Genomic DNA, 25,082 nt, shown 5'->3' with positions numbered 1-25,082 from the left:
CGGTGTGCCAGGCAACCATGATGTCGACTGTCACAGCGCTTTCGCGAGCAGGCTCGCTCCCACAGGGATAATTGGGCAAACTGCGTGTCTGACTATTCCCAAACTGAGAGGACTGATGATGGTTCTGCGCTCGGAAATTCTGGTGAACAAAAACGTGCTCCCGACTAAAGAACAAGCCCTGCCTGGCCGTGAAACCCCAATGAACTTGCCGGAACAGCACTTCGTCCACGACGCCCCGCTGCTGGGCCCGTTTGCCATGGACGTGGATTTCGCGATCTTCGGCCTCGGCTGCTTCTGGGGCGCGGAACGCAAGTTCTGGCAGCGCGAAGGCGTGGTCAGTACGGTGGTGGGTTATGCGGGCGGCTTTACACCGAACCCGACGTATGAAGAAGTCTGCTCAGGCCTGACCGGCCACAGCGAAGTGGTTCTGGTGGTCTACGAACCGGCCAAAGTCAGCTACGAAGCACTGCTGAAGATGTTCTGGGAACTGCACAACCCCACCCAGGGCATGCGCCAGGGCAACGACATCGGCACGCAGTACCGCTCGGTGATCTACGCCACCAACCCGGATCAGTTGGCCGCCGCGAAACACAGCGCGCAAGTGTTCCAGGCTGAATTGACCAAGGCTGGCAAAGGCATCATCACCACCGAAATCGACGAAGCGCCGACGGTCTACTTCGCCGAGGCCTACCACCAGCAATACCTGGCGAAAAACCCTGAAGGGTATTGCGGGATTGGCGGTACCGGCGTGACCTGCCCGATCTGATTTTCGGACGCTGAAAAGCTTCGCGGGCAAGCCTCGCTCCTACAGACCACGCCAGACTGTAGGAGCGAGGCTTGCCCGCGAAGGCGTCAGGCCAGACGCCACAGATTTATTTGATCGGCAATCAGCTCTCAGCAATCAACCAATCCATCTGCCACCCACCCTGGGTCTGTCCCAACTTCTTGGACAACCACGGCAGCAGCTCACGCAATTCCTCTTCCAGGCCCCACGGCGGATTCGCAATCGCCAACCCCGAGCCGTTCAGGCTGTTCGGCGTATCCAACGGATGCACGAACAGCTCCACGCGCAACAACTTCGGCGCGCCCGTCCCCGCCAAATCCTGATAGAAACGTCGCAACATGCGCGGGTCCTTCACCGGGTACCAGATCGCCGCCACGGTTTGGCGCATCCGGCCAATCGCCTCTTTCAGCGACGCCGCACAACGCTGCATCTCATCGAGCTGCTCGAACGGCGGATCAATCAACATCACCGCACGCTTCTCCTGCACCGGCAACATCGCGCGCGGCACATGCCAGCCTTCGCCCAGATGCACCTTCACCCGACGGTCGCCAGCCATGTTGTCCTTGAGCAACACACCGTCTTCCGGGTGTTTCTCATTGAGCATCACCCGATCCTGCGGCCGCGTCAGACGCCGCGCCAACTCCGGCGACCCCGGGTAATAGCGCAACTGGCCATCCGGGTTCATGTCGTGCACCACCTTCATGTAATCGGCGGTCAACGCCGGCAGATCCGGCTGACCCCACAACCGCGCGATCCCTTCCAGGTACTCACCGGTACGGCTCGCCTGATCACCCTGCAGGTCATACAGACCAATGCCGGCGTGAGTGTCGAGATAGGCAAACGGCTGCTCCTTGCGCGACATCAGGGCGATGAGGCGGGTCAAAGTCAGGTGTTTGAACACATCGGCGTGATTGCCGGCATGGAAGGCGTGACGATAATTCATGATTGCTCCTGCGAAGGCCGGGAAGTTTACCTTGTACGGCGGCGAACGTCAGGGCCTCACAGCCGAGCGGGCAGAAGCCGCAACACAATCTGTAGGAGCTGGCTTGCCAGCGAAGGCGTTTTGCCTGATACACCGCGTCGTCTCCATTCGCTGGCAAGCCAGCTCCTACAAAAACGTGCGTCTTAACTTACTCCGAAGGCCGCGCCTTCAACCGCCGCCCAAGCACATCCAACACATCACACCCATCCCGCAACGGAATGGCGCAGAGCAACGCAAAATCACTAAGAATGAACGACTGACACTCAATCGAACCGCGCATGGACAGGTTCTCCATCACCTGGGTGACGGCCTGAATCCGGTAGCTGGCAGCGTCATACAAAACATCAAGCGGCGCGTGGGTGTCGACGAACAGGGTTGGCATGTCATCGCAGTTGCTGGTGAGCGCCATGAAGCGGTTTTCGGGATGGGGGGTTGGTTTTATGTAGGGTGGATCGGGGTGAAGTGTTTTCATCGATTTTTCGTCCTAACGTATGGATTGAAGCCGTCAAAAATCGCTTCCACGCAATAGGTGGCGGCTGTACGCAGGTGTGGAAGACCGAGACGTTAGGCACCCGGCGCACTCGAAAGCGCCCCGCGCACAGCCACCATAAAACACGCCGAACTGGTGGCGCTTGACGCGCCTAACGATAGAAGGGCTTCCACGCCCTGTCACTGAATTTGCAGTGACCACCAAAGACTATCGATGAGGTTCGTTGCGCACCAGTTCATGGAAACCGCTACAACTTGAAGGAAACTTCCGACGACCTTGCCCAGAAATTTCGCAGTCTGTAAGACCGCCTTCGCGGGCAAGCCTCGCTCCTACAGGGTCGAGGTAGCCCATCAAAAAATAGGAACGACTTCAATCCTGTAGGAGCAAGGCTGAACTGGTCAAGTAATCTTGGACACCGATTAAGGTTTCACGCCGCCAACTTCTCCCTGGCGACTGGTGACCGATAGTCGTTGTAGCTATGCGGCCTGGTGATGTTGTAGCGCGATACATAGCGCTGCACATCCGCTCGGGCCTCATGTTCCGATCCGTAGCCTGCTTCTGGCACCCACTCTGATTTCAAACTTCCAAAGAAACGCTCCATCGGAGCGTTGTCCCAGCATTCGCCTTTACGGCTCATGCTCTGCCGGAGTCCATGTTCCAGCAGTTCATTTCTGAATTTATGGCTGGTGTACTGGCAACCCTGGTCGGAGTGAAACAGTACGTCTTTTGGGCGACCGCGTAGTTCAATCGCCATCCGCAGGGCTTCGCAGGTCAGCGTGGCATCGGAGATCATCGAAAATGACCAGCCCACGATCCGGCGAGCGAACAAGTCCAGAACTGCCGCGAAATACAGCCAGCGCTTGCCGACTTTGATGTACGTCACGTCCCCACACCACACCTGATTGACCGCCGTAACATCAAACTTGCGTTTGAGCATATGCGGTGCCACCAAAGCTTCCACGCCGGGTGACTTGTACTTATGGCGCCGGCGTTGACGGCTGACAATGCCTGCTTCTCGCATCAGGCTGCGAGCCATGAATCGCCCGACATCATACCCGCCGGCTTGCAGCTGTTTAGCCAAGGTACGAGCACCCGCAGACTCTCTCGACGCCCTGTGGTGTTTGAGCAGCATGGCCTTGAGCCTCTCTCGCTTAGGACTCACTTTGCCTTGGCGCTGACGCCATGCGTAAAAGCTACTGCGGTTTATTCCGAAGACACGACAGCAATCGTTAACGCCGTACTGCTCGCCCAGCTCACAGATCAACGAGAGTGATCTTTGGCGTCCAAAAGCAGGAGAGCACTGGCCTTTTTTAGGATTTCGATATCCCGGTCTCTTTGCCTGAGCAAGGCTTTAAGTTCCTGGATCTCTCGCTGATCCGCGGTAATCGCCTTGGCTCCCACCGGAGTCGAACCCAAGCGTTCCTTACGAACCTGATCGACCCAGCGGCGCAAGGCCGTAGGGCCAATATCCAAACTGGTGCAGACCTCGGGAACGGACTGCCCCTCGTCCAGCACCATGCTGGCAGCCTTGAGTTTGAACTCATTGGAATAAGATTTACGCATATCCAAACACCTCAGATTTGGGCGCCATCATAGCGCCCGATTGAGGTGTCCAAAATCATTAGGCCAGTTCAGGCTTGCCCGCGAATGAGCGCGAAGCGGTCATAAGATCTTTCAGCCTCAGGGGTATAAAGCCTTACCAGGTTGATTGGTCTTCAAGACTGGCCTTACAAAGATCGTCTTTCCACTCTTCTCTTGCCAATCTATATACGTCCTCAAAAAAGCCACGCGGGTCTTCCAGTGCGTACCACTCAGCTCGAGGCCAACTTGAGTCATACACTTCATCGATATTGAACAAAGTTTCAAAGTCATAACTGCGATCTCTGATTTTTTCGGCCAGCAACTCAAACAACAAAAACTTATGCCTATAAGACAAACATCCCAGCTTCAAACTATACCTAAGGATCAGGAACTCTCTTTCACGCTGGTTATTAGGATTGAATACCTTCAGTTCCTCGCCACGAGTTTCCTCACGATCATAGACATTGAACACCCCAATAAACCACATCAGATTCGGTTCAAAATCTCTATCCATAAACGGATCTCGCAACATCATTTTCTCTCCGAGGGGAAAGCCGTATAAGGCCGACCGACCCTATCCTGATCAAATTTAACCTCAAACCAATCCATATTTTCATTTAACGTAGGGTTTTGATTGTCTTTTTTGTTCGGTCGATAACCGCGACCTGCACCAGGTAACTCCATCCTTACAATCGGGTCATTATTGTGGTCCCAACCAGTATGTGCTTGAAGCCCTAGCCTTTCTCGCGTCATAGCTTTGTTCAACGCATTAAAGTGAACTCTCCAATTTGTGAACTGGGAGCTTAAATTCCCTCTAGGTGGTACTGGCACTCGTCCCGTTTTAGGATTTGCTCCATTTATAGCCCTCTGTTTGAGCGCCTCATCAGGTATTTCTGAACTGTGCTTTTGCACAGTGTGCATGTTGTACTTTTTCTCCAACTTCATTACCCGTCCCTTGGCATTAGTTTCAGCCAACTCATCAATCCTCGCTCGCCGCTGGTCTGCCGTCAGTTTCGGAAGCGCAGGCTCACGCTCATCAACCTTCACGCCAGAAGTATCATCCGGCGTCTTACACCCAGGCTTATTCGGCGGCGGACAATTCCCGCTCAACCCCAACGGATCAACCCACCCCGTCGGATTCAGCGTGTACTGGTACTGGTTTAACCCACCCGCCAACTTGACCGGATCCGGCGTCAGGTACCGACCGACATCAGGATGATAGTACCGATGCCGGTTGTAATGCAGGCCGCTCTCGGCGTCGAAGTATTGCCCCTGAAACCGCAACGGTTGCTCGAGCTGCTCTCCCCCGCCGAACGCAAGGCGAGTGACCTTACCGTAGGCGTTGTACTTCGCCGACCAGACGATTTCGCCACTGTAATCGGTCAGTTCTTGCGGTGTGCCGAGGTGGTCGAGTTGGTAGTAGAACGGGCAGGCCTTGCGCGGGCCTTTGCCGTCGAGCATGGCCAGTGGGCGGAAGCTGCCCGGCTCATAGACGTAGCTGCGGTAGTGCTCGCGAGCACTTTCGGCGACGAGGTTGTCGCCCTGCCAGAAGAACTCGGTGGTGTTGCCGTCGACGGTTTTGGCGATGCGCCGGCCGAAGGCGTCGTAGCGGTAACTCGCACCGCTTCCATCCGGCAACGTGACGCCGACCAGTCGGTGCTGGCAGTCGTAGCGGTATTCAGTGACGAGTTTTTGCGCGGTGCCTCGGCGTTCGCGGATGAGGTTGCCGAAGGCGTCGTAGTCGTAATGCCGATCACCCTGCATCAACAAACGATTACCCGAAACCTTCGCAGCGCCGGGGCGGTCCTGCATCAGCAGATTGCCCGCCGGGTCGTGGGCAAAACTTTCCGGCGGGTCGTCGCGGCTGTGGCGGACGCGGGTCAGGCGGCCGAGTGGGTCGTACTGATAGCGGCGCTGGCCGTGGCGGGTGTCGGCGATGCTGTCGAGGTTGCCGTTAGCGCTGTAGGCATAGTCGCGGCGATACAGCGGTTGTTGGTTTTGTCTGACGGCGTGCGCTTTCAGGCGCCCCTGATCGTCGTAGGCAAATTCGCTCAGCAGCTGTCCTTGCTGCCGTTGTTGCTCACGACCGAAAGCAAATTGGTGCGTGGTGAGCCGCGTGCCGTTGAGGTCGATGGCGGTCAGCGCGCCGCCCTTGGCGTGGTGGTAATCGAGTTTGCTGCCGTCCGGCAGGCGCAGGCGATTGAGTTGGCCGCAGGCGTCGTAGCCATAACGCAGCGTGCCCCAGCCTTGGTGCTCGGTGATCAACCGATCCTGTTGGTCGTACTCAAACTCAAGCGGATGATCATGACCGTCGTCGACGCTAATCAGGCGGCCGAGGCTGTCGTAGCGGTAGTCGACCTTGATGCCATCGGGCAAGGTTTTGACCAGCAAGCGCCCTGCCGAATCCCGCTCATAACCTGTGACCAGTTGCGAGCCGTCATTGCCGAACTCGGTTTTCTCCAGCAGATGACCGTTGAGGTCGTAGGCGTAGGCCGTGCGTTGCCCATCGAAGCCGGTCTCTTGTCGGATCAGGCCGTTGGGCGTGTAGTCCAGTTGATATTTTTCGCCGGATTCGTTTTCGATTTCGGTAAGCAACAACTGCGCATTGTCGTAGCGATAACGAAGCTGGGTGCCGTCGGGATTGATCCGGCGGCTGACCAGGTGTAAGTCATCGGCGTATTCGTAGCGCGTCACGCGGCCCAGTTCATCGCGCTCGGCAGTGATCTTGCCGTAGGCGTTGTAGCCGAAGGCGCGAGTGGCACCGGTAGGCAGCGTCGTCTGGATCAGTCGTCCAACAGCGTCCCAGTCATACCGTGTAACCGCACCGTGTTCATCCTGAACGGTAATCCGCCGCCCCAATGCATCGTAGGAAAACCGCCGTTGCCCCCCGTCCGGCAAGGTTTCTTCAAGCAGTTGGCCCAAGGCATTCCAGACAAACACATGCCGGCTGGTATCCGGATAGCGGATCGACAGCAGCCGACCTTTTTCATCGTAGAAATAGTGGGTGACCTGCCCATCCGGATCAGTCGCTTCGGTGATGTCGCCCTGGGCATTACGCTGATATTTCCACACGGCGTTGCCGCGATACCGCGCATGCAGGAAACCGTTGCGGTACTCGTAGGCCGTTGGCTGGTCTTGCGGTGGAATCAGCGCGACCAGCCGTCCGACTTCGTCGTAGTGGTACTCGGTGACAGCACCCAGCGGATCCTGCTCGGCCACCAATCGACCCTGGTCGTCGTAGGCCTTGAGCTGCTCGCCGCCATCCAACGCGACCTTGCGCACCAGCCGCGCGCGATCGTCGTGCTCATAAACCTCTTCGCTGCCATCGATGTTCTGGACGGTGACGCGGCCTTCGTCATCCCAGACGTAACGCGCCTCCATCTGCGCAAACGACGCCCAGTGGCGGATACATCGGGCCGCTTTGCCGGACCTTTCCCACGCCCAGAAGAAACTCGCCCCACCGGTCAGTTGCCGCTGCAGGATCACGTGTTGATCGTCGTAGGCGTAATGCTCGCTTTCGCCGGCAGCGTTACTCGCTTCGATCAGTCGACCGCGCTCGTCATAGCGATACGTGACCAGCGTTTGTTCGGTGTGCCAGGCTTCGTCGAGGGTCGGGGCCGGGACAAACCGCTGATTGTCGACGGCGACCAAATGGCGGCGGTCATAGCGCAACAACAAGGCGCGACCGGCGCCGTTGTCGAGGCGCTGGATACGCTCCTGGCGGTCGCGGGTGATGCGCAGGCGATTGTCGTAAGCGTCGCTGATGGTCGCCAGCCGACCGTTGATAAAGTGAAAGAACCGCGCGTCGTCGCCGGCCTGGGCGAGGATCAGTTCTTCCGGTTCGTCACCGAGAAAAATTGCCGCCCGCGACAGGCTGTTGTGGATCGCCGGGCGTTCGCTGTTGGGCAGCGGAAAGAGGGTTCGACGGTTTTCGTGGTCGATCCAGGTGACGTTGTCGCCGTCGATGTCCAGGCGATGCGCGAGGCTGTGGCTCCAGCCGAAACCGAGGCCGCTATCGATTTCGGCGGCGCTGGTGCGATAGAGCCGGGTGAAGTCGAACGGCAGGACGCCGTCCAGCGAACCGTCGGTGAGGGTCAGCAGTTCTTCGCCGGTGACCATCGACACCGGGCATTGGTTGGTGGCGGTTTTATCGGCGGAATCGGCGGGGTCGCCGTTGGGGTTGGTGGCCTGCTTCGGGGCGTTGTCGTGGTGCTCGTTTTGCTTGAGCGTGGTGTTTTTGCGTCCGTTCCAGCGCAGCTCCATCCGGCCATTTTTCAGCCCTGCCGCAACACCGCGCGCGGCGACTTTTTTGTAGCGGTCGACGTAGGCCATGAAGGTGTCGATGACCGCGACCATCGACTTCACGAAGCGCATTGCCGCCTGAAAAATCTGCGTGCTGTACTTAGTCAGGCGCACCGCCAACCAGGCGATGCCAATCCCAACCACACACAAGACCAAGCCAATCAACAGGTCGATGACCAGGCCGACCACCAGCTTGGACAAGGCCTCGGCCGAAGACCCGGCCAGTTGCGCCGGCGGCAACATGTCCAGCCACAGCGTGGCCGTGCGCATCAGCAAACACAGCGCCGCCTCGTCGCTGGCCAGCAACATGGCTTTTTCAATTTTTTCAGGAGCGCTTTCTGCAAGCTTCGCCAGTTCGCCGGCACTTTCGCCGAGCTTTTCGATAAAGGCGTTGGGGTCTTTCAGGATGTCGGTGAGTTCACCGATACCATCCCAAACCTCCTGAATGGCGGCCCAGCCTCCCGCGAGCATTCCATTGCCCACCGCCGCCAACGACGCTGACGCCGACTGCTGCGACCATTGCGGTTTGAACCCCTCCCACTCCTTGCGCAGCCAGCTTTCCAGTTCATGGGTCAGGCCGTCGTAAGATTTGAAAAGTTCATCAACTTGGTCCGAAGTCACAGCACTGTGGACATGAACGCGATAGAACTTTCCGGCAGTACCCTTAAACGTCCCTTTGCCATTTTTACCGAGCGTGACCGAGGTTTTTTCGCCCCCCTCAACGGCAATGACATCGACCTGAATGTTCCCCAGCGGAATGTCGTAGACCGATTCAAACTTACTCTCGATCTCCAGAGTCCCGCCTTCCGGACACTGTGCAAGCGTCGAGAAAAAATCGTCATCACCACTGCTCACCGCTGTAGTGGTATTGCCGAGTTTGATCAGCCGCTCCATGCCTATCAGCGACGGCATGTCCGTGGCGCGGCTGACCTTGTCCGCGTTGCGGCTCAAGAAGCTGCCGAGTTGCTGGCGATACACGCTTAACGTGTCTTTGAAACCGTCGAGCTCCTGCTCGATGCGCACGATCTGATCCATCAGTTCAGCTCCGTCATCAGGTAATCCACCAAGGCTGATTTCGGTGCTTCAGGCAGATGAGGCGTCTCAAGAAAGATCGCGACTTTGTGCCGCAACACGCTCTCTGAAAACGCCTCGAAAAGATCCGGACGGTCTTCGCTCAACCACTGCAGCAAGTTGTTGATGCGGGTTGTTGTGGACTCGGCGGCGAGGTGTTTGAGCAGTGATTCAGAAACTTCCCACCACGGAAAAACCTTCGAGGTTTTCAGCGCACTGCCAGCGATATCGCGTGCTTGACCGTTGATCAAACAGCGGTCGATCACCGGTATTAGCTGCGCGGCATTCACCTCGGCAGACTGAAGAATCGGCAGCACATAACGCCCATCCCAGAAGCGAAAGAACACCGCGTTGCCGTTGGGCAGAAGGACTTGCGTGAGGCTGCGTAGATGCTCGACCAGCGCCTCTTGAGTGACAGAAGACACCGTCAGCCAACCCCAGTCGCGTGACTCGGTAGTGGCGACCCATTCGAGAAACTCACTGCCCTCAGCGACGATTCCGACATAGGGCATCACCGCTTCCCACTCGGCGTATACGGTGTCGGCCCAAATCGGGCGGGGTAATCGAGCAGTGTTCGAACGCTGCCAGGCTTTAAAAGGTTCGGCCGCGCTCGCATTGCTGAAGATCGCGAAAAGTTGTTCTGACGCTTGCAGCGGCTGGCGCTCCAACCATGCCTGGGGCGATAGAAGCTCAGGCTGCACAAACACCGTCCTTGCAGCGCTCGCATTCTTCGCAGAATGGCGCGTCGCTTTTCAGGCTCAGAATCTGCGCCACGCTCAGTGCAACACGTTTTCTTTGTGGGGTCGGTGCGCCCATTGTCGGCATCGGTGCGCCACCGACCTGAATCGGCACGCTGCTGAAGATCCCGCCGGGACCGATGTTGATCCAGTGCCCGCCCGCTTGAATGGTGGCACTGGCGCCGCCGTCGATGACCACTTGCTGGCCCGCACTGACATGGAATTGCCCACTCGCCTTGACGGTCTGGCTGTTGAGGCGGATGTGCCGATCGCCATAGACGTGAAGGTTATCGGTTGACGCAGGCTGCTCGATGCTGCCAATGACCACGTTGCGTTGATGCTCCACTTGCACATGCAAGTCGTGGCGCACGAGCTGGGTAAAGTCACGCTGGGCGCGCAGGTAGATCTGCTCGGCGCCCCGACGGTCCTCAATGCGTAACTCGTTGTAGCCTTTTTCCCCATTCGGATACGCAGGGCTGCTTTGGCTGCGTAGGACGCTGCTGGTTTTGTCTGCCGGCAGATTCAAGGCCACCGGGTTGACGCCGTTCGGCACGCAGCCCATCACCAGCGGCTTGTCGGCATCGCCGTCGACGAACCCCACCAGCACTTCCATGCCAACGCGCGGAGTCAGCACGCTGCCATAGCCGTCGTGAGCCCAGCTGCTCGCCACTCTCAGCCAGCAACTGGAGCGGTCCTTGAGTTCCTCCTCACGGTCCCAGGCGAACTGGACCTTGACCCGACCGAACGCGTCGCAATGGATCTCGCTGTCCTTGGGGCCCGTGACCACCGCCGACTGATACCCGGCCATCCGTGGCTTTTCTGGCCCTAAGGGTGGACGAAACACAACGTCCCACGGCGTTGCCAGAAAAGTATTGCGATAACCCTGGAAATTGCCCTCGCCATCACTGCCGGCCGACTCTTCCAACACTTGCGGCTGACGACCGTGATGTTCGATTTGGGTAATCAGCCACAGGTCATTCCATTCCTGGCGTGGGTGTTCGCCGAGCTGTAGGAAGTGGCCACTGACCAACACGGATTGATCGCCGTGACCTTCAGCCTGACGGTAATCCGCACTATGACGTTCAAGCGCTCGTTGAACCCGATGCTTGCCCTGTTCGCGATCAGTGAATTGACCGGGAAATTGGTAGTCCTCAAGCACCGGTCGCTGTTCGCTGTCGAGGTGACTTTCCAGTAGCAGGCGAGGTTTTTTGAAGTCGTAGTCGCGACGGGTGATCGCTGTGGTCCGGGTTTCCACGCGTACGTTGAAGCGCTTGATGGTCGGCGTCGGCGCAGCCATCCCGCTGCCTGGCAGGTACGCCGTCGGTTCGGGCAAAAGAGGGAAAAACGTCTGGTCATCGCCGAACACCAGCAAGTGCCCGTCGGGGCTGTGCTGGAAGTGGTAGTGAATGCCGATTTCGGCACACAGCCGCTGGATAAACACCAGATCGCTTTCGGCGTATTGCACGCAGTACTCGCGCTCGGGGTACTGGCTATTGAGCTCAAATTTGAAGGCGTCATGCTCGAGGACGCCGTGGTCTTCGAGGATGTGCGCAATGATCGTCGGCACACTCTTGTGCTGGAAGATCCGCTGGTTGATGCGCTGGCCGAGGTAGGCCAGGCGTGGGACCAGGCTGACTTGGTAGCGCGTCAGACGTTTACCGGAATCGCCTTGGCCGACACGAAAAATCTGACCGTGAACACCGGAACCTTCTGCGTCGAAACTCAGGAATGCCTGACGATGCAGGAGGCTTTCGAGCTCGATATCCGGCCGTTCGCTGACCAGTTCCATGTCAAAGCGGTAGGGTTGGCTGATGGCTTCCTTGCCCGTGAACTCAAGTACGTTGAGCTCATTCTGGACGCCGTCGATCGTCAACGTGAAACGCGGTTGATTAGCAGGAGCGAACATCCGATGTGTCTCTGCAGAATGAAGGCGAGCGATTCTGCATGAGCAATACGGGGTGTTGATGGGAGGTCAGGCAATTCAGAATTGCCCTACTTTTTTAAGAGAAGCTTCCTTCAAAAATCGGGATGTTGGGCTATAGACAAGTCATGTGTTGGGGCGGATGACCTCTTCGCGGGCAAGCCTTGCTCCTACAGGTTTTCGGTGATCCGAACATGGAGCAGAACCTGTAGGAGCGAGGCTTGCCCGCGAAGGGGCCATCAAACCCAACAACGTCCTCCCCGCAAACAAAAAACGGCCCGCCTCCAAATGGAAGCGGGCCGTTTTCATGTTCGGCGAAAGGTCAGAGCATCAGCTCTTCCCGATCACTTGTTCAGGCGGAAATCAGCCTCGGCAGCGGCGAAGCGCTGAAGCATGCCCTGTGTCGGCGCGCCCAGTTTGCTGACGATGTAGATCGCCAGGCTGGCGAAGATGAAGCCTGGGATGATTTCGTACAGGCCCAGCAGTTCGAAGTGTTTCCACACGATCACGGTGATCGCGCCGACCAGGATGCCGGCCAGTGCGCCGTTGCGGGTCATGTCTTTCCAGATCACGGAGATCAGGACAACCGGACCGAACGCAGCACCGAAACCTGCCCAGGCGTAGCTGACCAGACCCAGTACGCGGTTTTCCGGGTTAGCGGCCAACGCGATGGCGATCAGGGCAACCAGCAGCACCATGGCGCGGCCGACCCAGACCAGCTCAACCTGGGAAGCGGTTTTACGCAGGAAGGTTTTGTAGAAGTCTTCGGTCAGGGCGCTCGAGCACACCAGCAGCTGGCAGCTCAGGGTGCTCATCACCGCAGCCAGAATGGCCGACAGCAGTACACCGGCAACCCATGGGTTGAACAGGATCTTGGCCAGTTCGATGAACACACGCTCGTGGTTTTCGGTCACAGGACCGGCCAGTTCAGGGTGCGCCGAGAAGTACGCGATACCAAAGAAACCTACAGCGACGGTGCCGCCCAGGCACAGGATCATCCAGGCCATGGAGATACGACGAGCCTTGGCAATCGACTTGACCGAATCCGCCGCCATGAATCGCGCCAGGATGTGCGGCTGACCGAAGTAGCCCAGGCCCCAGCCCATCAGCGAGATGATGCCAATGAAGGTGGTGTTTTTCAGCATGTCGAAGTTGCTTGGATCTTGCGCTTCGATGGCCAGGAACGTGGTGTCGACGCCGCCGGTGGCCAGCAGCACGATGATCGGCGTGAGCAGCAGGGCGAAGATCATCAGCGTGGCTTGTACGGTGTCAGTCCAGCTCACTGCCAGGAAACCGCCGACGAAGGTGTAGGCAATCGTCGCCGCAGCACCGGCCCACAGCGCTGTCTCGTAGGACATGCCGAAGGTGCTTTCGAACAGACGGGCACCCGCGACGATGCCGGACGCGCAGTAGATGGTGAAGAACACCAGGATCACGACCGCAGAGATGATCCGCAGCAGACCGCTTTTGTCTTCAAAGCGGCTGGAGAAGTAATCCGGCAGGGTCAATGCATCGCCGTTGTGCTCGGTCTGCACGCGCAGACGGCCGGCGACGAACAGCCAGTTCAGGTAAGCACCGATGATCAGACCGATGGCGATCCAGCTTTCGGAGAGACCGGACATGTAGATAGCGCCCGGCAGGCCCATCAACAACCAGCCACTCATGTCGGAAGCACCGGCAGACAGTGCAGTCACGACGCTGCCCAGGCTGCGACCGCCCAGAATGTAGTCAGAAAGGTTGTTGGTGGAGCGATAGGCCATGAAGCCGATCAGCACCATTGCTGCGATGTAGATCACGAACGTGATCAGAGTTGGATTGCTAACGCTCATTAAGTTTCGCCCTGGCTTTGTTTTTATGTAGCGGCGGCTGGTGAACCGCGCGCAAACGACGACGTTTGACAGACGATTTCAGGTCCCGCGCATTTATGACTGATGTTTCCCCAGGAAAGCCATCAGCCGGTACACCTGTCTTTTATGACTGGTTGCACCTTGGCCGCGAATGCTATTCAACAAAGCAAATAAGGTGCAACCCATTTTTCGCGAATAAGTTGCACCTAGTCGGATTTACCCGAAAAAGCCCTGTTTTTGCTCCCTTTTAGGGCAGTCCTGACGGTTTACTAGAATGAAAAGCACCAAGCAGGCGCGGTACGTTCGTTCCGGAATTTATTTCCTGACGAGCTGCTTATTATTCCGACAAAAAAAGGGTTGCACCCGGTTGCACCTCAAAGGTTGCCCAGCTAATCTTGCGGCCAGCTGATGCCACGCGGTCGTGGCAAACATGAGGATAAAAATATGGCTACCACCACCCTTGGGGTCAAACTTGACGACCCGACCCGCGAGCGCCTCAAGGCGGCCGCGACCTCGATTGATCGCACGCCGCACTGGCTGATCAAGCAGGCAATTTTCAATTACCTGGAAAAACTCGAGGGTGGTGCAACCCTGACCGAGCTGAGCGGGTTGATCAGCAAAGACGCTGACGACGCCGGCGAAGTCCACACTGACCACGCGCACCAATGCTTCCTTGAGTTCGCCGAAAGCATCCTGCCGCAATCGGTACTGCGCGCCTCGATCACCGCCGCCTACCGTCGCCCGGAACCCGAAGTGGTGCCGATGCTGATCGAACAGGCTCGCCTGCCGATCGCCATGGCCGAAGCCACCAACAAGCTCGCCGCCTCGATTGCCGAAAAACTGCGCAATCAGAAAAGCGCCGGCGGCCGTGCCGGGATTGTTCAGGGTCTGTTGCAGGAATTTTCCCTGTCGTCCCAGGAAGGCGTAGCGCTGATGTGCCTGGCCGAAGCGCTGCTGCGCATCCCGGACAAAGGCACCCGTGACGCCCTGATCCGCGACAAGATCAGCACCGGCAACTGGCACCCGCACTTGGGCAACAGCCCGTCGCTGTTCGTTAACGCCGCTACGTGGGGCCTGTTGCTGACCGGCAAACTGGTCGCCACCCACAACGAAGCGGGTTTGACCTCGTCCCTGAGCCGCATCATCGGCAAGAGCGGCGAGCCGATGATCCGCAAGGGCGTCGACATGGCCATGCGCCTGATGGGCGAGCAGTTCGTGACCGGCGAAACCATCGCTGAAGCCTTGGCCAACGCGAGCAAGTTCGAAGCCAAGGGCTTCCGCTATTCCTACGACATGCTGGGTGAAGCCGCACTCACCGAGCACGACGCCCAGAAGTACCTGGCCTCGTACGAACAAGCCATTCACTCGATCGGCAAAGCGTCCCACGGTCGTGGGATTTATGAAGGCCCGGGCATTTCCATCAAGCTCTCGGCACTGCACCCGCGTTACAGCCGCGCGCAGTACGAGCGTGTAATGGACGAGTTGTACCCGCGCCTGTTGTCGCTGACCTTGCTGGCCAAGCAGTACGACATCGGCCTGAACATCGACGCCGAAGAAGCCGACCGCCTCGAGCTGTCGCTGGATCTGCTGGAGCGCCTGTGCTTCGAGCCGCAACTGACCGGCTGGAACGGCATCGGTTTCGTGATCCAGGCTTATCAGAAACGTTGCCCGTACGTGATCGACTACGTGATCGACCTGGCTCGCCGCAGCCGTCATCGTCTGATGATCCGCCTGGTGAAAGGCGCGTACTGGGACAGCGAAATCAAGCGCGCCCAGGTCGAAGGCCTGGAAGGCTATCCGGTCTACACCCGCAAGGTGTACACCGACGTTTCCTACATCGCCTGCGCCCGCAAACTGCTGTCGGTGCCGGAAGTTATTTATCCGCAGTTCGCCACGCACAACGCCCACACCCTGTCGGCCATTTACCACATTGCCGGTCAGAACTATTACCCGGGTCAGTACGAGTTCCAGTGCCTGCACGGCATGGGTGAACCGCTGTACGAACAGGTTGTAGGCAAAGTTTCCGAAGGCAAGCTGAACCGTCCGTGCCGCGTGTACGCACCGGTCGGCACTCACGAAACGCTGTTGGCGTACCTCGTACGTCGTCTGCTGGAAAACGGCGCGAACACCTCGTTCGTCAACCGTATCGCCGACCAATCTATTTCGATCCAGGAGCTGGTGGCCGATCCAGTGGCCAGCATCGAGCAGATGGCGACGCTGGAAGGCGGCTTCGGCCTGCCGCACCCGCGTATTCCGCTGCCGCGTGATCTTTATGGTGCCGAGCGCGCCAACTCCAGCGGCATCGACATGGCCAACGAACATCGTTTGGCTTCGCTGTCCTGTGCTTTGCTGGCCACCGCTCACAACCACTGGAAAGCCGCGCCGATGCTCGGTTGCGCCTCCAGCACAGAACCCCCTGCGCCAGTCTTGAACCCGTCGGATCTGCGTGATGTGGTTGGCCACGTACAGGAAGCGACCGTCGAAGACGTCGACAACGCGATCCAGTGCGCCCTGAACGCTGCGCCGATCTGGCAGGCCACCCCGCCCGCCGAACGCGCTGCGATTCTGGAACGTGCCGCCGATTTGATGGAAGGCGAGATCCAGCCGCTGATGGGCCTGCTGGCTCGTGAAGCCGGCAAGACCTTCGCCAACGCTATCGCCGAAGTGCGCGAAGCCGTGGACTTCCTGCGTTATTACGCGGTGCAGGCGCGCAACGATTTCACCAACGACGCCCACCGCCCACTGGGTCCGGTGGTGTGCATCAGCCCTTGGAACTTCCCGCTGGCGATTTTCAGTGGCCAGGTCGCTGCTGCTTTGGCTGCCGGCAACCCGGTACTGGCCAAGCCTGCGGAACAAACTCCGTTGGTGGCGGCTCAAGCCGTGCGCTTGCTGCTCGAAGCCGGGATTCCGGAAGGCGTGCTGCAACTGTTGCCGGGCCGTGGCGAAACCGTTGGCGCTCGCCTGGTCGGTGACGATCGGGTTAAAGGCGTGATGTTCACCGGCTCCACCGAAGTCGCTCGCTTGCTGCAACGCAACGTCGCCGGTCGCCTGGATGCCCAAGGTCGTCCGATTCCGCTGATCGCCGAAACGGGTGGCCAGAACGCGATGATCGTCGACTCCTCGGCACTGACCGAACAGGTTGTGATCGACGTCGTATCGTCGGCCTTCGACAGCGCCGGTCAACGTTGCTCGGCACTTCGTGTGCTGTGCTTGCAGGAAGATTCCGCTGACCGTGTCATCGAAATGCTCAAGGGCGCCATGGCTGAATGCCGTCTCGGCAACCCTGAGCGTCTGTCCGTGGACATCGGCCCGGTGATCGACGCCGAAGCCAAGGCCGGCATCGAGAAACACATCCAGGCCATGCGCGATAAAGGTCGCAGCGTGTACCAGGTGGCGATTGCCAACACCGAAGAAGTCAAACGCGGCACCTTCGTGATGCCGACGCTGATTGAGCTGGAAAGCTTCGACGAACTGCAACGGGAGATCTTCGGTCCGGTGCTGCACGTGGTTCGCTACAAGCGCAAAGACATCGACCAGTTGATCGGCCAGATCAACGCTTCCGGCTACGGCCTGACGCTGGGCGTGCACACGCGCATCGACGAGACCATCGCCAAGGTGATCGACAACGTCAACGCCGGTAACGTCTACGTCAACCGCAACATTGTCGGTGCCGTGGTCGGCGTGCAGCCGTTCGGTGGTGAAGGTTTGTCGGGTACCGGTCCGAAGGCCGGTGGTCCGTTGTACCTGTACCGCCTGCTGTCGACGCGTCCTACCGATGCAATCGAACAATCCTTCGCTCGCGGTGATGCCATCGCAGCACCGGACGTTCGTCTGCGCGATGCCATGAGCAAACCGTTGACCGCGCTGAAAGCCTGGGCCGACAGCAACAAGTTTGCCGACCTGAGCACCCTGTGTGTGCAGTTCGCGGCGCAATCGCAAAGCGGGATCACTCGTGTTCTGGCGGGCCCGACTGGCGAGCGCAACAGCTACGCCATCCTGCCGCGCGAACACGTGCTGTGCCTGGCAGACGTCGAAGGCGATCTGCTGACGCAACTGGCGGCGGTATTGGCCGTAGGCGGTTCGGCGGTATGGCCGGAAGCTGACTTGACCAAGGCCTTGTTCGCACGCTTGCCGAAGGAGATTCAGGCGAAGATCAAGCTGGTTTCTGACTGGAGCAAGGACGAAGTGCTGTTTGATGCGGTTCTGCATCACGGCCATTCCGATCAGCTGCGTGCGGTTTGCCAGCAAGTGGCCAAGCGTGCCGGGGCGATTGTCGGGGTTCATGGTTTGTCCCAGGGTGAAACCAACATTGCGCTGGAGCGCCTGGTGATTGAGCGGGCGTTGAGCGTTAACACCGCTGCGGCGGGTGGTAATGCGAGCCTTATGACGATCGGTTAAAACCGCAACAAGACCAGGCATCCGCAATGGCTGCCTGGTTTGCAATATCCCCTGTGGGAGCGAGCCTGCTCGCGATGGCGGTGTGTCATCCGACATGTGTATTGGATGACACACCGCCATCGCGAGCAGGCTCACTCCCACAGTTGTTTTGTGGTGCTTGCTAAGTCGCTGCGCTGCTCCACCATCACGCTCATCAATCATCCTTTTCAGCCTTTATTCGCACGCCTAGACTCGGTCCATTCCAAAAAAAGGTAGGCCGCCATGTCCGAGACGTTGCTCAGTTCCCGCAATCTGGCTTTCGAGCTGTATGAAGTCCTCGATGCCGAAGGCCTGACCCAGCGTGAGCGTTTCGCCGAGCACAACCGCGAAACCTTCGATGCCGCCATCGGCACCGCCCGCAGCATTGCCGAGAAGTTTTTCGCCCCGCACAACCGCAAGGGTGACGAGAACGAACCACGCTATGAGGACGGTCAGGCGATACTGATTCCAGAAGTGAAACCGGCAGTGGATGCGTTCCTCGAAGCCGGTTTCCTCAACGCTGCGCGCAGTTTCGATGCCGGTGGCATGCAACTTCCTACGCTGTTGTCCCAGGCTTGCTTCGCGCACTTTCAGTCGGCCAACGCGGCCTCGACCTCGTACCCGTTCCTGACCATGGGCGCGGCGAACCTGATCGAAAGCTTCGGCACCGAGGAGCAGAAGCAGCGTTTCCTGCAACCGATGATCGACGGTCGTTTCTTCGGCACCATGGCCCTGACCGAACCGCATGCCGGTTCGTCGCTGTCGGATATTCGTACCCGCGCCGAGCCAGCGTCCGACGGCACCTATCGCCTCAAGGGCAACAAGATCTTCATTTCCGGCGGCGATCACCCGTTGTCGGAAAACATCGTGCACATGGTGCTGGCCAAGCTGCCGGACGCGCCGGCCGGTGTTAAAGGCATTTCGCTGTTCATCGTGCCCAAGTTCCTGGTCAACGATGACGGCAGCCTCGGCAAGCGCAACGACGTGCTGCTGGCCGGGCTGTTCCACAAGATGGGCTGGCGCGGCACCACTTCCACCGCACTGAACTTCGGCGATAACGGCGAGTGTGTCGGCTATCTGGTGGGCAAGCCGCACCATGGCTTGAGCTACATGTTCCAGATGATGAACGAGGCGCGGATCGGCGTCGGCATGGGCGCAGTGATGCTTGGTTACGCCGGTTACCTGTATTCCCTGGAGTACGCTCGCGAACGTCCGCAGGGCCGCGTGCCGGACAGCAAGGACCCGAACACCGCGCCGGTGGCGATCATTCAGCACGCCGACGTCAAGCGCATGTTGCTGACCCAGAAAGCCTACGTTGAAGGTTCGTTCGACCTTGGGCTGTACGCGGCGCGACTGTTCGATGACACCACGACCCTTGAGACTGAAGCCGAACGCAAGCAGGCCCATGAGCTATTGGACTTGCTGACGCCGATCGTCAAATCCTGGCCGTCGGAGTTTTGCCTGAAGGCCAACGAACTGGCGATCCAGATTCTCGGCGGCCACGGTTACACCCGCGAATATCCGGTGGAGCAGTATTACCGCGACAACCGCCTGAACCCGATCCACGAAGGCACCCATGGCATTCAGTCGCTGGACCTGCTGGGGCGCAAACTGGCGCAGAACGGCGGCGCGGGGCTCAAGCAACTGATCCGCCTGATCGCCGACACGGCCGAGCGGGCGCAGGCGTTTGATTCGCTGACCGCGCTGCGTGAGCCATTGGAAAAACTGGTAGCGCGTCTGCAAACCGTGACCATCGGCCTGCTGACCGATCTGGCTCAAGGCAAGGTCAACAGCAGCCTGGCGAATTCGGCGCTGTACCTGAAGGTGTTCGGGCATACGGTGATTGGCTGGCGCTGGCTGGAGCAGGCGATTCGCGCCGAAGAAGGGTTGGCCAAGGGTCATGCGGCGGATGAGGGCTTCTATAAAGGCAAGCTGCAGGCGGCGCGGTACTTTTTGACCTGGGAAGTGCCAGGTTGCCACCATGAATTGGCGATTCTAGAGGCACGGGATGATGTGTGCCTTGGGATGCAGGATGAGTGGTTTTGATCAAAGCCTTGCTGCGGGGCTGAAATCCAATCGCGGGCAAGCCCGCTCCCACAGGGATCTCTGTTGTTCACACATCATGTGTTCAATACTCAAATCCTGTGGGAGCGGGCTTGCCCGCGAAGGCGTTAGCACTAGCAGCACATCTTTCAGGTCAACTTGAACCCACCCATCTGCCGCGCCAAATCATCCGCCAACCGCTGCAATGTCTGACAATCCTCACGGCAAGCCCTGACTTCTCCCGCCGTCGCCCGGGCCAGATCGGATATCCCCTGCACGTTGCGGTTGATCTCCTCCGTCACCGCCGACTGCTCTTCCGTCGCCGTCGCCACTTGGTGGTTCATGTCGCTGATCCGTTCAACCTGACCGGTAATCGCCGTCAGCGACGCCCCGGTGCGCTGGCTCGACTCAACCCCAGTGCCGGTCGCCGCTTGTCCGCTATGCATCGAGGACACCGCATTCTCCGCGCCTTGCTTGAGGCTGCCGATCATCTGCTGAATCTCATCGGTGGACGACTGCGTGCGCCGCGCCAATGTCCGCACTTCATCCGCCACCACCGCAAACCCGCGCCCCATGTCGCCGGCGCGTGCTGCTTCGATGGCTGCGTTCAGTGCCAGCAAATTGGTCTGCTCGGATATCCCGCGAATCACCGCCAGCACCTGATCGATGGACGCAACCTGATTGGCCAACTCACCCACCGCGCTGGCGGCGAGGCCGATTTCGTCGGACATGCTTTCTATATGCCGGATCGAGCCACCGACCACTTCCCGTGCCTGCATCGCTTCATCCCGGGCATTTTGCGAAGCGACCGCAGCGTTGCCGGCGTTTTGCGCGATTTCCTGGACGGTCAGGCCCATTTCGTGGACGGCGGTGGCGACCATGTCGGTCATTTCCTGCTGTCGACCGGAGCGCTCGGCGGTGTTGTCCACCACCTTCGCCACCTGACCGACCGCTGTGCGCAAGCGTTCGCTGGTGGTCAGCACTTCGCCGATCATCTCGCGCTGACTGTCGAGGAACCGATTGAAGCCACGGGCCAGGTCACCGAGTTCATCGGCGCGGCTGGAATCTAACCGGTGGGTCAAATCTCCCCCGCCGCTACCAATGGCTACCAGTGCCGCTGTTACCTGGCGGATGGGCCGCACCAAGCCACGGGCCAACAACACCACCAGTAACAGGCACACCAGCGCCACCGCCAGACCTATGCCGCTGCTCATCCACATCGCGCGACGGGCTTCGGCGTAGATCTGCGACTGCGGCACTTCGGCCACCAACGTCCAGCCCAAATCGCGCAAAGGCAGGCTCAGAGCGAGAAAGTCCTCGCCGTCGCGCTGGAAGCCGCTGCTGGTGGCAGTTTTTTGACCCATCACCGCTTGTGCCGCCGGACCGCCAATCTGTTCGGCCAAGGTGCGTTTGCCGCTGAATTGCGCCTCGGGGTGAACCTGGATCAAACCGTCGGAGCGCACGAGATAGACCTTGCCGCGCTCACCGAAGTTGAAGTTGTGGATCAGCTCCGACAGCTCTTTCATGCTCAGCCCGAGCCCGGCAACGCCCACGACTTTGCCGGCCTGCTCAACCTTGAGGTCGATGAACAGCGCCAATTCTCCGGTCGCAGTGTCATTGTCGATATTGAGGGTACGCGGCTGGTTGCTGTCGAGAAACGAATAGAACCAGGCGTCTTTGGGGTTGGAGCGGCTGAGGGTGCGGTCCAGGCCTTTTTCCGTGAAGTAATGGTTGGACGCGGTGCCGACGATCAGCGCGGTAAAGGCTTTGTGCTCGGCGCGGATGCCTTCCAGGTATTGCACGAAGGTCTCGGTCTGGGCAGGGTTTTCACCCCCGGCCAGCCAGTCGCGCACCATGCTGTTACTGGCGATGTCCTTGGCGGCGGTGAGGGGTTGCACGAGGATGCGCTCGATGTCGTTGCGCATCGCTTCAATGCTCGACGGCAATGCCTGTTCGACCAGATAGCGCTGGGCGAGACGGTTGACCACGAGGGTATAAATGCCAACCACGATCAGGATGCTGACCAGCAGGGCGGCGACCATGCTCAAGATCAACTGCCATTGAATACTGCGTCGCCAGAACTGCATGGAGCACCCCCAAAGAATAAGAGGCTGAAACACTGCAACAGCCGTGCCGATTGTATACAACGCAAACGACAATTTATTCTTTGGTTGTGCGCAAAGCCGATCAGGCTTGATTGATCGTCTTGGAGATCACTTCAACCGTGGCGCTGACTTGCTCTTGGTAACGGTCGAGTTCCTGCTGATGCTGCTTTTTCATTTCGATCTGCTGAGAGCACAGGTTCATCGCGGCCAACACCAGCAGTCGGTCACCGATCAGCGTCGGGTACTTCTTTTTGGTCTCGGCCAATGCGGCTTTCAACATTAACGCGGCGTCCAACAGGGTTTGTTCTTCCCCGGCCGGCGCCTTGATCGAATAGTCCTCCCCCAGGATCGAGACGACTTTTACCCCTGCGGCGCCGTAACTCATGCGCTGACTGGGCCAGCGCTGACGCGCTCAACCAGGGCCTGGATGCGTGCGGCGGTGGCGCCTTGCTTCTCTTCCTGTTCCATCAGGCTCAATTGCAGGCTTTCGTTTTCATCTTTGGCCTGGGCCAGTTCTGCGCTCAGGGCTTGGTTGGTGCCGAGCAGGGTCTGGTTCTGTTGCACCAGGTCGCTGACCAGCTGTTCCAATTGGCTTAGGGATGCTTCCAACATTTTGATATTCCAGGCATTTTCAAAGGGCGCGTACGATAAAGAAAAGTCACCACGGATGCCAGGGTTATACCGGCGCAAGGCCTTGATTTTCCTGACAGGTGACCTCCCTCGCGAACTTTAAAGACTGTGATCGGCCGATCTGGTTCCTGCACTTCGTCGCCACAGGTCAAAAGCAGCGCGTCCGCCACTGTAGGAGCGAGCTTGCTCGCGATGGACTTGAAAGCGCCACGTCGATTCAGAAAGCACGCGTTATCGTTCTACTCCATCGCGAGCAAGCTCGCTCCTACAGATGGCGGCGTTTATGCGACAAAAACGCGCAGGGGCTCAAGACTTTAGTCGCAGGACCGATAAGTCACGCATACGTCAGTCTCCGCGCCACCGGTGCGCTCTTTTCGGTAAACACCATGTCCCTTCGTAATATGAACATCGCGCCGCGGGCGTTCCTTGGCTTCGCCCTGATTGGCGGGCTGATGCTGGTCCTGGGTGTGTTTGCCTTGAACCAGATGAGCAAGATTCGCGGCGCCGCCGAGGACATCACCCTGACCAGCGTGCCGAGCATCAAGAGCCTCGACGAGTTCACCCAACTCACCCTGCGCCTGCGCGTGCTGTCCTACCGTTTGCTGGTGAACCGCGAGCCGGACGTTCAGCAAAAAACCATGGACCTGCTGGAAACCCGCAATCAGCAGATCCGGACGGCGCAGTCGACCTACGAAAAACTGATCAGCAGCCCGCAGGAACGCGCGGCCTACGATCAGTACGTGCAGCTGCTGGGGCAATACCGCCAGATCGAAGATCGGATGAAGACGCTGTCGCGCAATAATCAAGTCGATGAACTGCGCACCCTGCTCAATACCGATTTGCTGACCAACTCCGAAGCCGTCAACACCGTGCTGAACCGTTTGCTGGAGATCAACACGCAGCAAACCCTCGACACTAACCAGCAGGCGGCCGATCAGTACGCCTCGGCGTTTAACCTGGTGGTGACACTGCTGGTGATCGCCACCGGCCTGACCTTGCTGTTCGCCTGGTTGCTGACTAACAGCATCACCAAACCGATCGCTAACGCACTGAGCGCCGCCGAAGAAATCGCCGAAGGCAACCTGACGCGCCCGATCACCGTGGACGGGCAGGACGAAGCGGGTCGTCTGCTGGCGGCCATGTCGAAGATGCAGGACAAACTGCGCGACACCCTGCAACGGATTTCCGGCTCGGCCACGCAATTGGCCTCCGCCGCAGAAGAACTGAACAGCGTCACCGACGAAAGCGCCCGTGGCCTGACCCAGCAGAACAACGAAATCGAACAGGCCGCCACGGCGGTCAACGAAATGACCAGCGCCGTGGAAGAAGTCGCGCGCAATGCCGTCAGCACCTCCGAAGCCTCGAAGAACGCCACCACTTCCGCCGGTGACGGCCGCGACCTGGTGCAGGAAACCGTCAGCGCCATCGAGCGCATGAGCGCCGACGTGCAGAGCACCGCAACCCTGATCGGCGATCTGGCCAACGAGTCGCGGGATATCGGCAAAGTGCTGGACGTGATTCGCGGCCTGGCCGACCAGACCAACCTGCTGGCGTTGAACGCCGCCATTGAAGCCGCCCGTGCCGGTGAAGCCGGTCGTGGGTTTGCGGTGGTCGCGGACGAAGTGCGTGCCCTGGCCCACCGTACGCAGCAGTCGACCAGCGAAATCGAACGGATGATCGGCAGTATCCAGAGCGGCACCGAGCACGCGGTGGATTCGATGCGCAACAGCACCGAGCGCGCCGAATCGACCCTGAACATTGCTCGCGGTGCCGGGATGTCGCTGGACACTATTAACAGTGCCATCGTCGAAATCAATGAGCGCAACCTGGTGATCGCCAGCGCGGCCGAAGAACAGGCACAGGTCGCCCGTGAAGTGGACCGCAACCTGGTGAACATTCGCGATTTGTCGGTGCAATCGGCGACCGGGGCCAGCCAGACCAGTGCGGCGAGCAATGAACTGTCACGGTTGGCGCTGGACCTGAACAACATGGTCGGACGGTTCAGCCTCTAACGGGCGAATCTCCCCCGTGTAGCAGCTGGCGAAGCCTGCGTCCGGCTGCGCAGCAGTCGTAAAGTCAGGCGGTGCGGTTCGTCAGTCCTACCGCGCACTCAGGGTTTCACGTCTGCTTCGCAGCCGAACGCAGGCTTCGCCAGCTGCTACAGGGATGACTT

General features: G+C 59.1%; 16 protein-coding genes and 2 pseudogenes. 5 read left to right on the top strand and 13 right to left on the bottom strand.

Going from position 1 to position 25,082, the window contains the following annotated elements; all coding sequences use genetic code 11:
• Window positions 1-118 precede the first annotated feature (118 nt).
• On the top strand, window positions 119-766 hold the full coding sequence (msrA, locus tag ACA057_RS02230) for a peptide-methionine (S)-S-oxide reductase MsrA (RefSeq protein WP_497349788.1): 648 nt from the start codon (window positions 119-121) through the stop codon (window positions 764-766).
• Between the two features lie 121 nt (window positions 767-887).
• On the opposite strand, the gene ACA057_RS02225 is transcribed toward msrA, so the two are convergent.
• From ACA057_RS02225 to putP, 9 genes are all read right to left on the bottom strand, one after another.
• Entirely contained in the window at window positions 888-1,727 is an 840-nt protein-coding gene (locus ACA057_RS02225) for a 23S rRNA (adenine(2030)-N(6))-methyltransferase RlmJ (protein WP_497345608.1), read from the bottom strand.
• A 187-nt stretch (window positions 1,728-1,914) separates the two neighbouring features.
• A complete protein-coding gene (locus ACA057_RS02220; RefSeq protein ID WP_497345606.1) occupies window positions 1,915-2,238 on the bottom strand; it encodes a hypothetical protein in 324 nt (107 codons plus the stop codon).
• Window positions 2,239-2,683: 445 nt separating this feature from the next.
• Window positions 2,684-3,520 (bottom strand): IS3 family transposase, encoded by an 837-nt coding sequence (locus ACA057_RS02215; protein WP_497342245.1) that lies wholly within the window; start codon window positions 3,518-3,520, stop codon window positions 2,684-2,686.
• The gene (locus tag ACA057_RS02210) at window positions 3,517-3,819 is read right to left on the bottom strand and encodes a transposase (RefSeq protein ID WP_497342247.1); all 303 of its coding nucleotides are present in this window, start codon (window positions 3,817-3,819) and stop codon (window positions 3,517-3,519) included. Before ACA057_RS02210 ends, ACA057_RS02215 begins: the two co-directional genes overlap by 4 nt.
• A gap of 133 nt (window positions 3,820-3,952) precedes the next feature.
• Complete coding sequence (locus ACA057_RS02205) at window positions 3,953-4,372, bottom strand: hypothetical protein (protein ID WP_497345604.1); 420 nt, start codon at window positions 4,370-4,372, stop codon at window positions 3,953-3,955.
• On the bottom strand, window positions 4,369-9,174 hold the full coding sequence (locus ACA057_RS02200) for an RHS repeat-associated core domain-containing protein (protein WP_497345602.1): 4,806 nt from the start codon (window positions 9,172-9,174) through the stop codon (window positions 4,369-4,371). The genes ACA057_RS02205 and ACA057_RS02200 overlap by 4 nt, the downstream gene beginning before the upstream one ends.
• The gene (locus ACA057_RS02195; RefSeq protein WP_497349786.1) at window positions 9,174-9,911 is read right to left on the bottom strand and encodes a DUF4123 domain-containing protein; all 738 of its coding nucleotides are present in this window, start codon (window positions 9,909-9,911) and stop codon (window positions 9,174-9,176) included. The genes ACA057_RS02200 and ACA057_RS02195 overlap by 1 nt, the downstream gene beginning before the upstream one ends.
• A complete protein-coding gene (locus tag ACA057_RS02190; RefSeq protein WP_497345600.1) occupies window positions 9,901-11,853 on the bottom strand; it encodes a type VI secretion system Vgr family protein in 1,953 nt (650 codons plus the stop codon). Before ACA057_RS02190 ends, ACA057_RS02195 begins: the two co-directional genes overlap by 11 nt.
• Window positions 11,854-12,212: 359 nt before the next feature.
• On the bottom strand, window positions 12,213-13,697 hold the full coding sequence (gene putP, locus ACA057_RS02185; RefSeq protein ID WP_497345598.1) for a sodium/proline symporter PutP: 1,485 nt from the start codon (window positions 13,695-13,697) through the stop codon (window positions 12,213-12,215).
• Between the two features lie 462 nt (window positions 13,698-14,159).
• Between putP and putA the strand changes: the two genes are divergently transcribed.
• Entirely contained in the window at window positions 14,160-18,113 is a 3,954-nt protein-coding gene (putA, locus tag ACA057_RS02180) for a trifunctional transcriptional regulator/proline dehydrogenase/L-glutamate gamma-semialdehyde dehydrogenase (protein ID WP_497345596.1), read from the top strand.
• A 261-nt stretch (window positions 18,114-18,374) separates the two neighbouring features.
• Window positions 18,375-20,177: an acyl-CoA dehydrogenase gene (locus tag ACA057_RS02175; protein WP_497345594.1), complete on the top strand. Its 1,803-nt coding sequence runs from the start codon at window positions 18,375-18,377 to the stop codon at window positions 20,175-20,177.
• Between the two features lie 146 nt (window positions 20,178-20,323).
• Here the strand turns inward: ACA057_RS02175 and ACA057_RS02170 are convergent, their stop codons facing one another.
• The 4 genes and pseudogenes from ACA057_RS02170 to ACA057_RS02155 form a co-directional block, all read right to left on the bottom strand.
• Window positions 20,324-21,055 (bottom strand): methyl-accepting chemotaxis protein, encoded by a 732-nt coding sequence (locus ACA057_RS02170; RefSeq protein WP_497349784.1) that lies wholly within the window; start codon window positions 21,053-21,055, stop codon window positions 20,324-20,326.
• Window positions 21,056-21,187: 132 nt separating this feature from the next.
• Window positions 21,188-22,216: pseudogene (locus ACA057_RS02165) on the bottom strand (HAMP domain-containing protein); the annotation flags it as partial.
• A 145-nt stretch (window positions 22,217-22,361) separates the two neighbouring features.
• The gene (locus ACA057_RS02160; protein WP_497345592.1) at window positions 22,362-22,664 is read right to left on the bottom strand and encodes a cell division protein ZapA; all 303 of its coding nucleotides are present in this window, start codon (window positions 22,662-22,664) and stop codon (window positions 22,362-22,364) included.
• On the bottom strand, window positions 22,661-22,891 hold the full coding sequence (locus tag ACA057_RS02155) for a hypothetical protein (protein ID WP_056852308.1): 231 nt from the start codon (window positions 22,889-22,891) through the stop codon (window positions 22,661-22,663). The genes ACA057_RS02160 and ACA057_RS02155 overlap by 4 nt, the downstream gene beginning before the upstream one ends.
• 404 nt (window positions 22,892-23,295) lie before the next feature.
• On the opposite strand from ACA057_RS02155, the pseudogene ACA057_RS02150 reads away from it, so the two are divergent.
• Window positions 23,296-24,018: pseudogene (locus tag ACA057_RS02150) on the top strand (MCP four helix bundle domain-containing protein); the annotation flags it as partial.
• Between the two features lie 30 nt (window positions 24,019-24,048).
• Entirely contained in the window at window positions 24,049-24,921 is an 873-nt protein-coding gene (locus ACA057_RS02145) for a methyl-accepting chemotaxis protein (RefSeq protein ID WP_401359639.1), read from the top strand.
• The last annotated feature ends 161 nt before the right edge of the window (window positions 24,922-25,082 follow it).

The sequence above is a fragment of the Pseudomonas sp. LBUM1661 genome (genome assembly GCF_059695925.1).
The sequence above is the reverse complement of the archived record's forward strand: the minus strand, read 5'-3'. Positions and strand labels throughout refer to the sequence as shown.

Excerpts from the sequence above, each read along its gene's own strand:
- ACA057_RS02190 (WP_497345600.1), bottom strand. The coding sequence starts at position 11,853 with ATGTTCGCTCCTGCTAATCAACCGCGTTTCACGTTGACGATCGACGGC.
- ACA057_RS02155 (WP_056852308.1), bottom strand. The coding sequence starts at position 22,891 with ATGTTGGAAGCATCCCTAAGCCAATTGGAACAGCTGGTCAGCGACCTG.
- ACA057_RS02175 (WP_497345594.1), top strand. The coding sequence starts at position 18,375 with ATGTCCGAGACGTTGCTCAGTTCCCGCAATCTGGCTTTCGAGCTGTAT.
- ACA057_RS02220 (WP_497345606.1), bottom strand. The coding sequence starts at position 2,238 with ATGAAAACACTTCACCCCGATCCACCCTACATAAAACCAACCCCCCAT.
- ACA057_RS02200 (WP_497345602.1), bottom strand. The coding sequence starts at position 9,174 with ATGGATCAGATCGTGCGCATCGAGCAGGAGCTCGACGGTTTCAAAGAC.
- ACA057_RS02205 (WP_497345604.1), bottom strand. The coding sequence starts at position 4,372 with ATGATGTTGCGAGATCCGTTTATGGATAGAGATTTTGAACCGAATCTG.
- ACA057_RS02170 (WP_497349784.1), bottom strand. The coding sequence starts at position 21,055 with ATGGTCGCCACCGCCGTCCACGAAATGGGCCTGACCGTCCAGGAAATC.
- putP (WP_497345598.1), bottom strand. The coding sequence starts at position 13,697 with ATGAGCGTTAGCAATCCAACTCTGATCACGTTCGTGATCTACATCGCA.
- msrA (WP_497349788.1), top strand. The coding sequence starts at position 119 with ATGGTTCTGCGCTCGGAAATTCTGGTGAACAAAAACGTGCTCCCGACT.
- ACA057_RS02225 (WP_497345608.1), bottom strand. The coding sequence starts at position 1,727 with ATGAATTATCGTCACGCCTTCCATGCCGGCAATCACGCCGATGTGTTC.
- putA (WP_497345596.1), top strand. The coding sequence starts at position 14,160 with ATGGCTACCACCACCCTTGGGGTCAAACTTGACGACCCGACCCGCGAG.
- ACA057_RS02160 (WP_497345592.1), bottom strand. The coding sequence starts at position 22,664 with ATGAGTTACGGCGCCGCAGGGGTAAAAGTCGTCTCGATCCTGGGGGAG.
- ACA057_RS02210 (WP_497342247.1), bottom strand. The coding sequence starts at position 3,819 with ATGCGTAAATCTTATTCCAATGAGTTCAAACTCAAGGCTGCCAGCATG.
- ACA057_RS02145 (WP_401359639.1), top strand. The coding sequence starts at position 24,049 with ATGTCGAAGATGCAGGACAAACTGCGCGACACCCTGCAACGGATTTCC.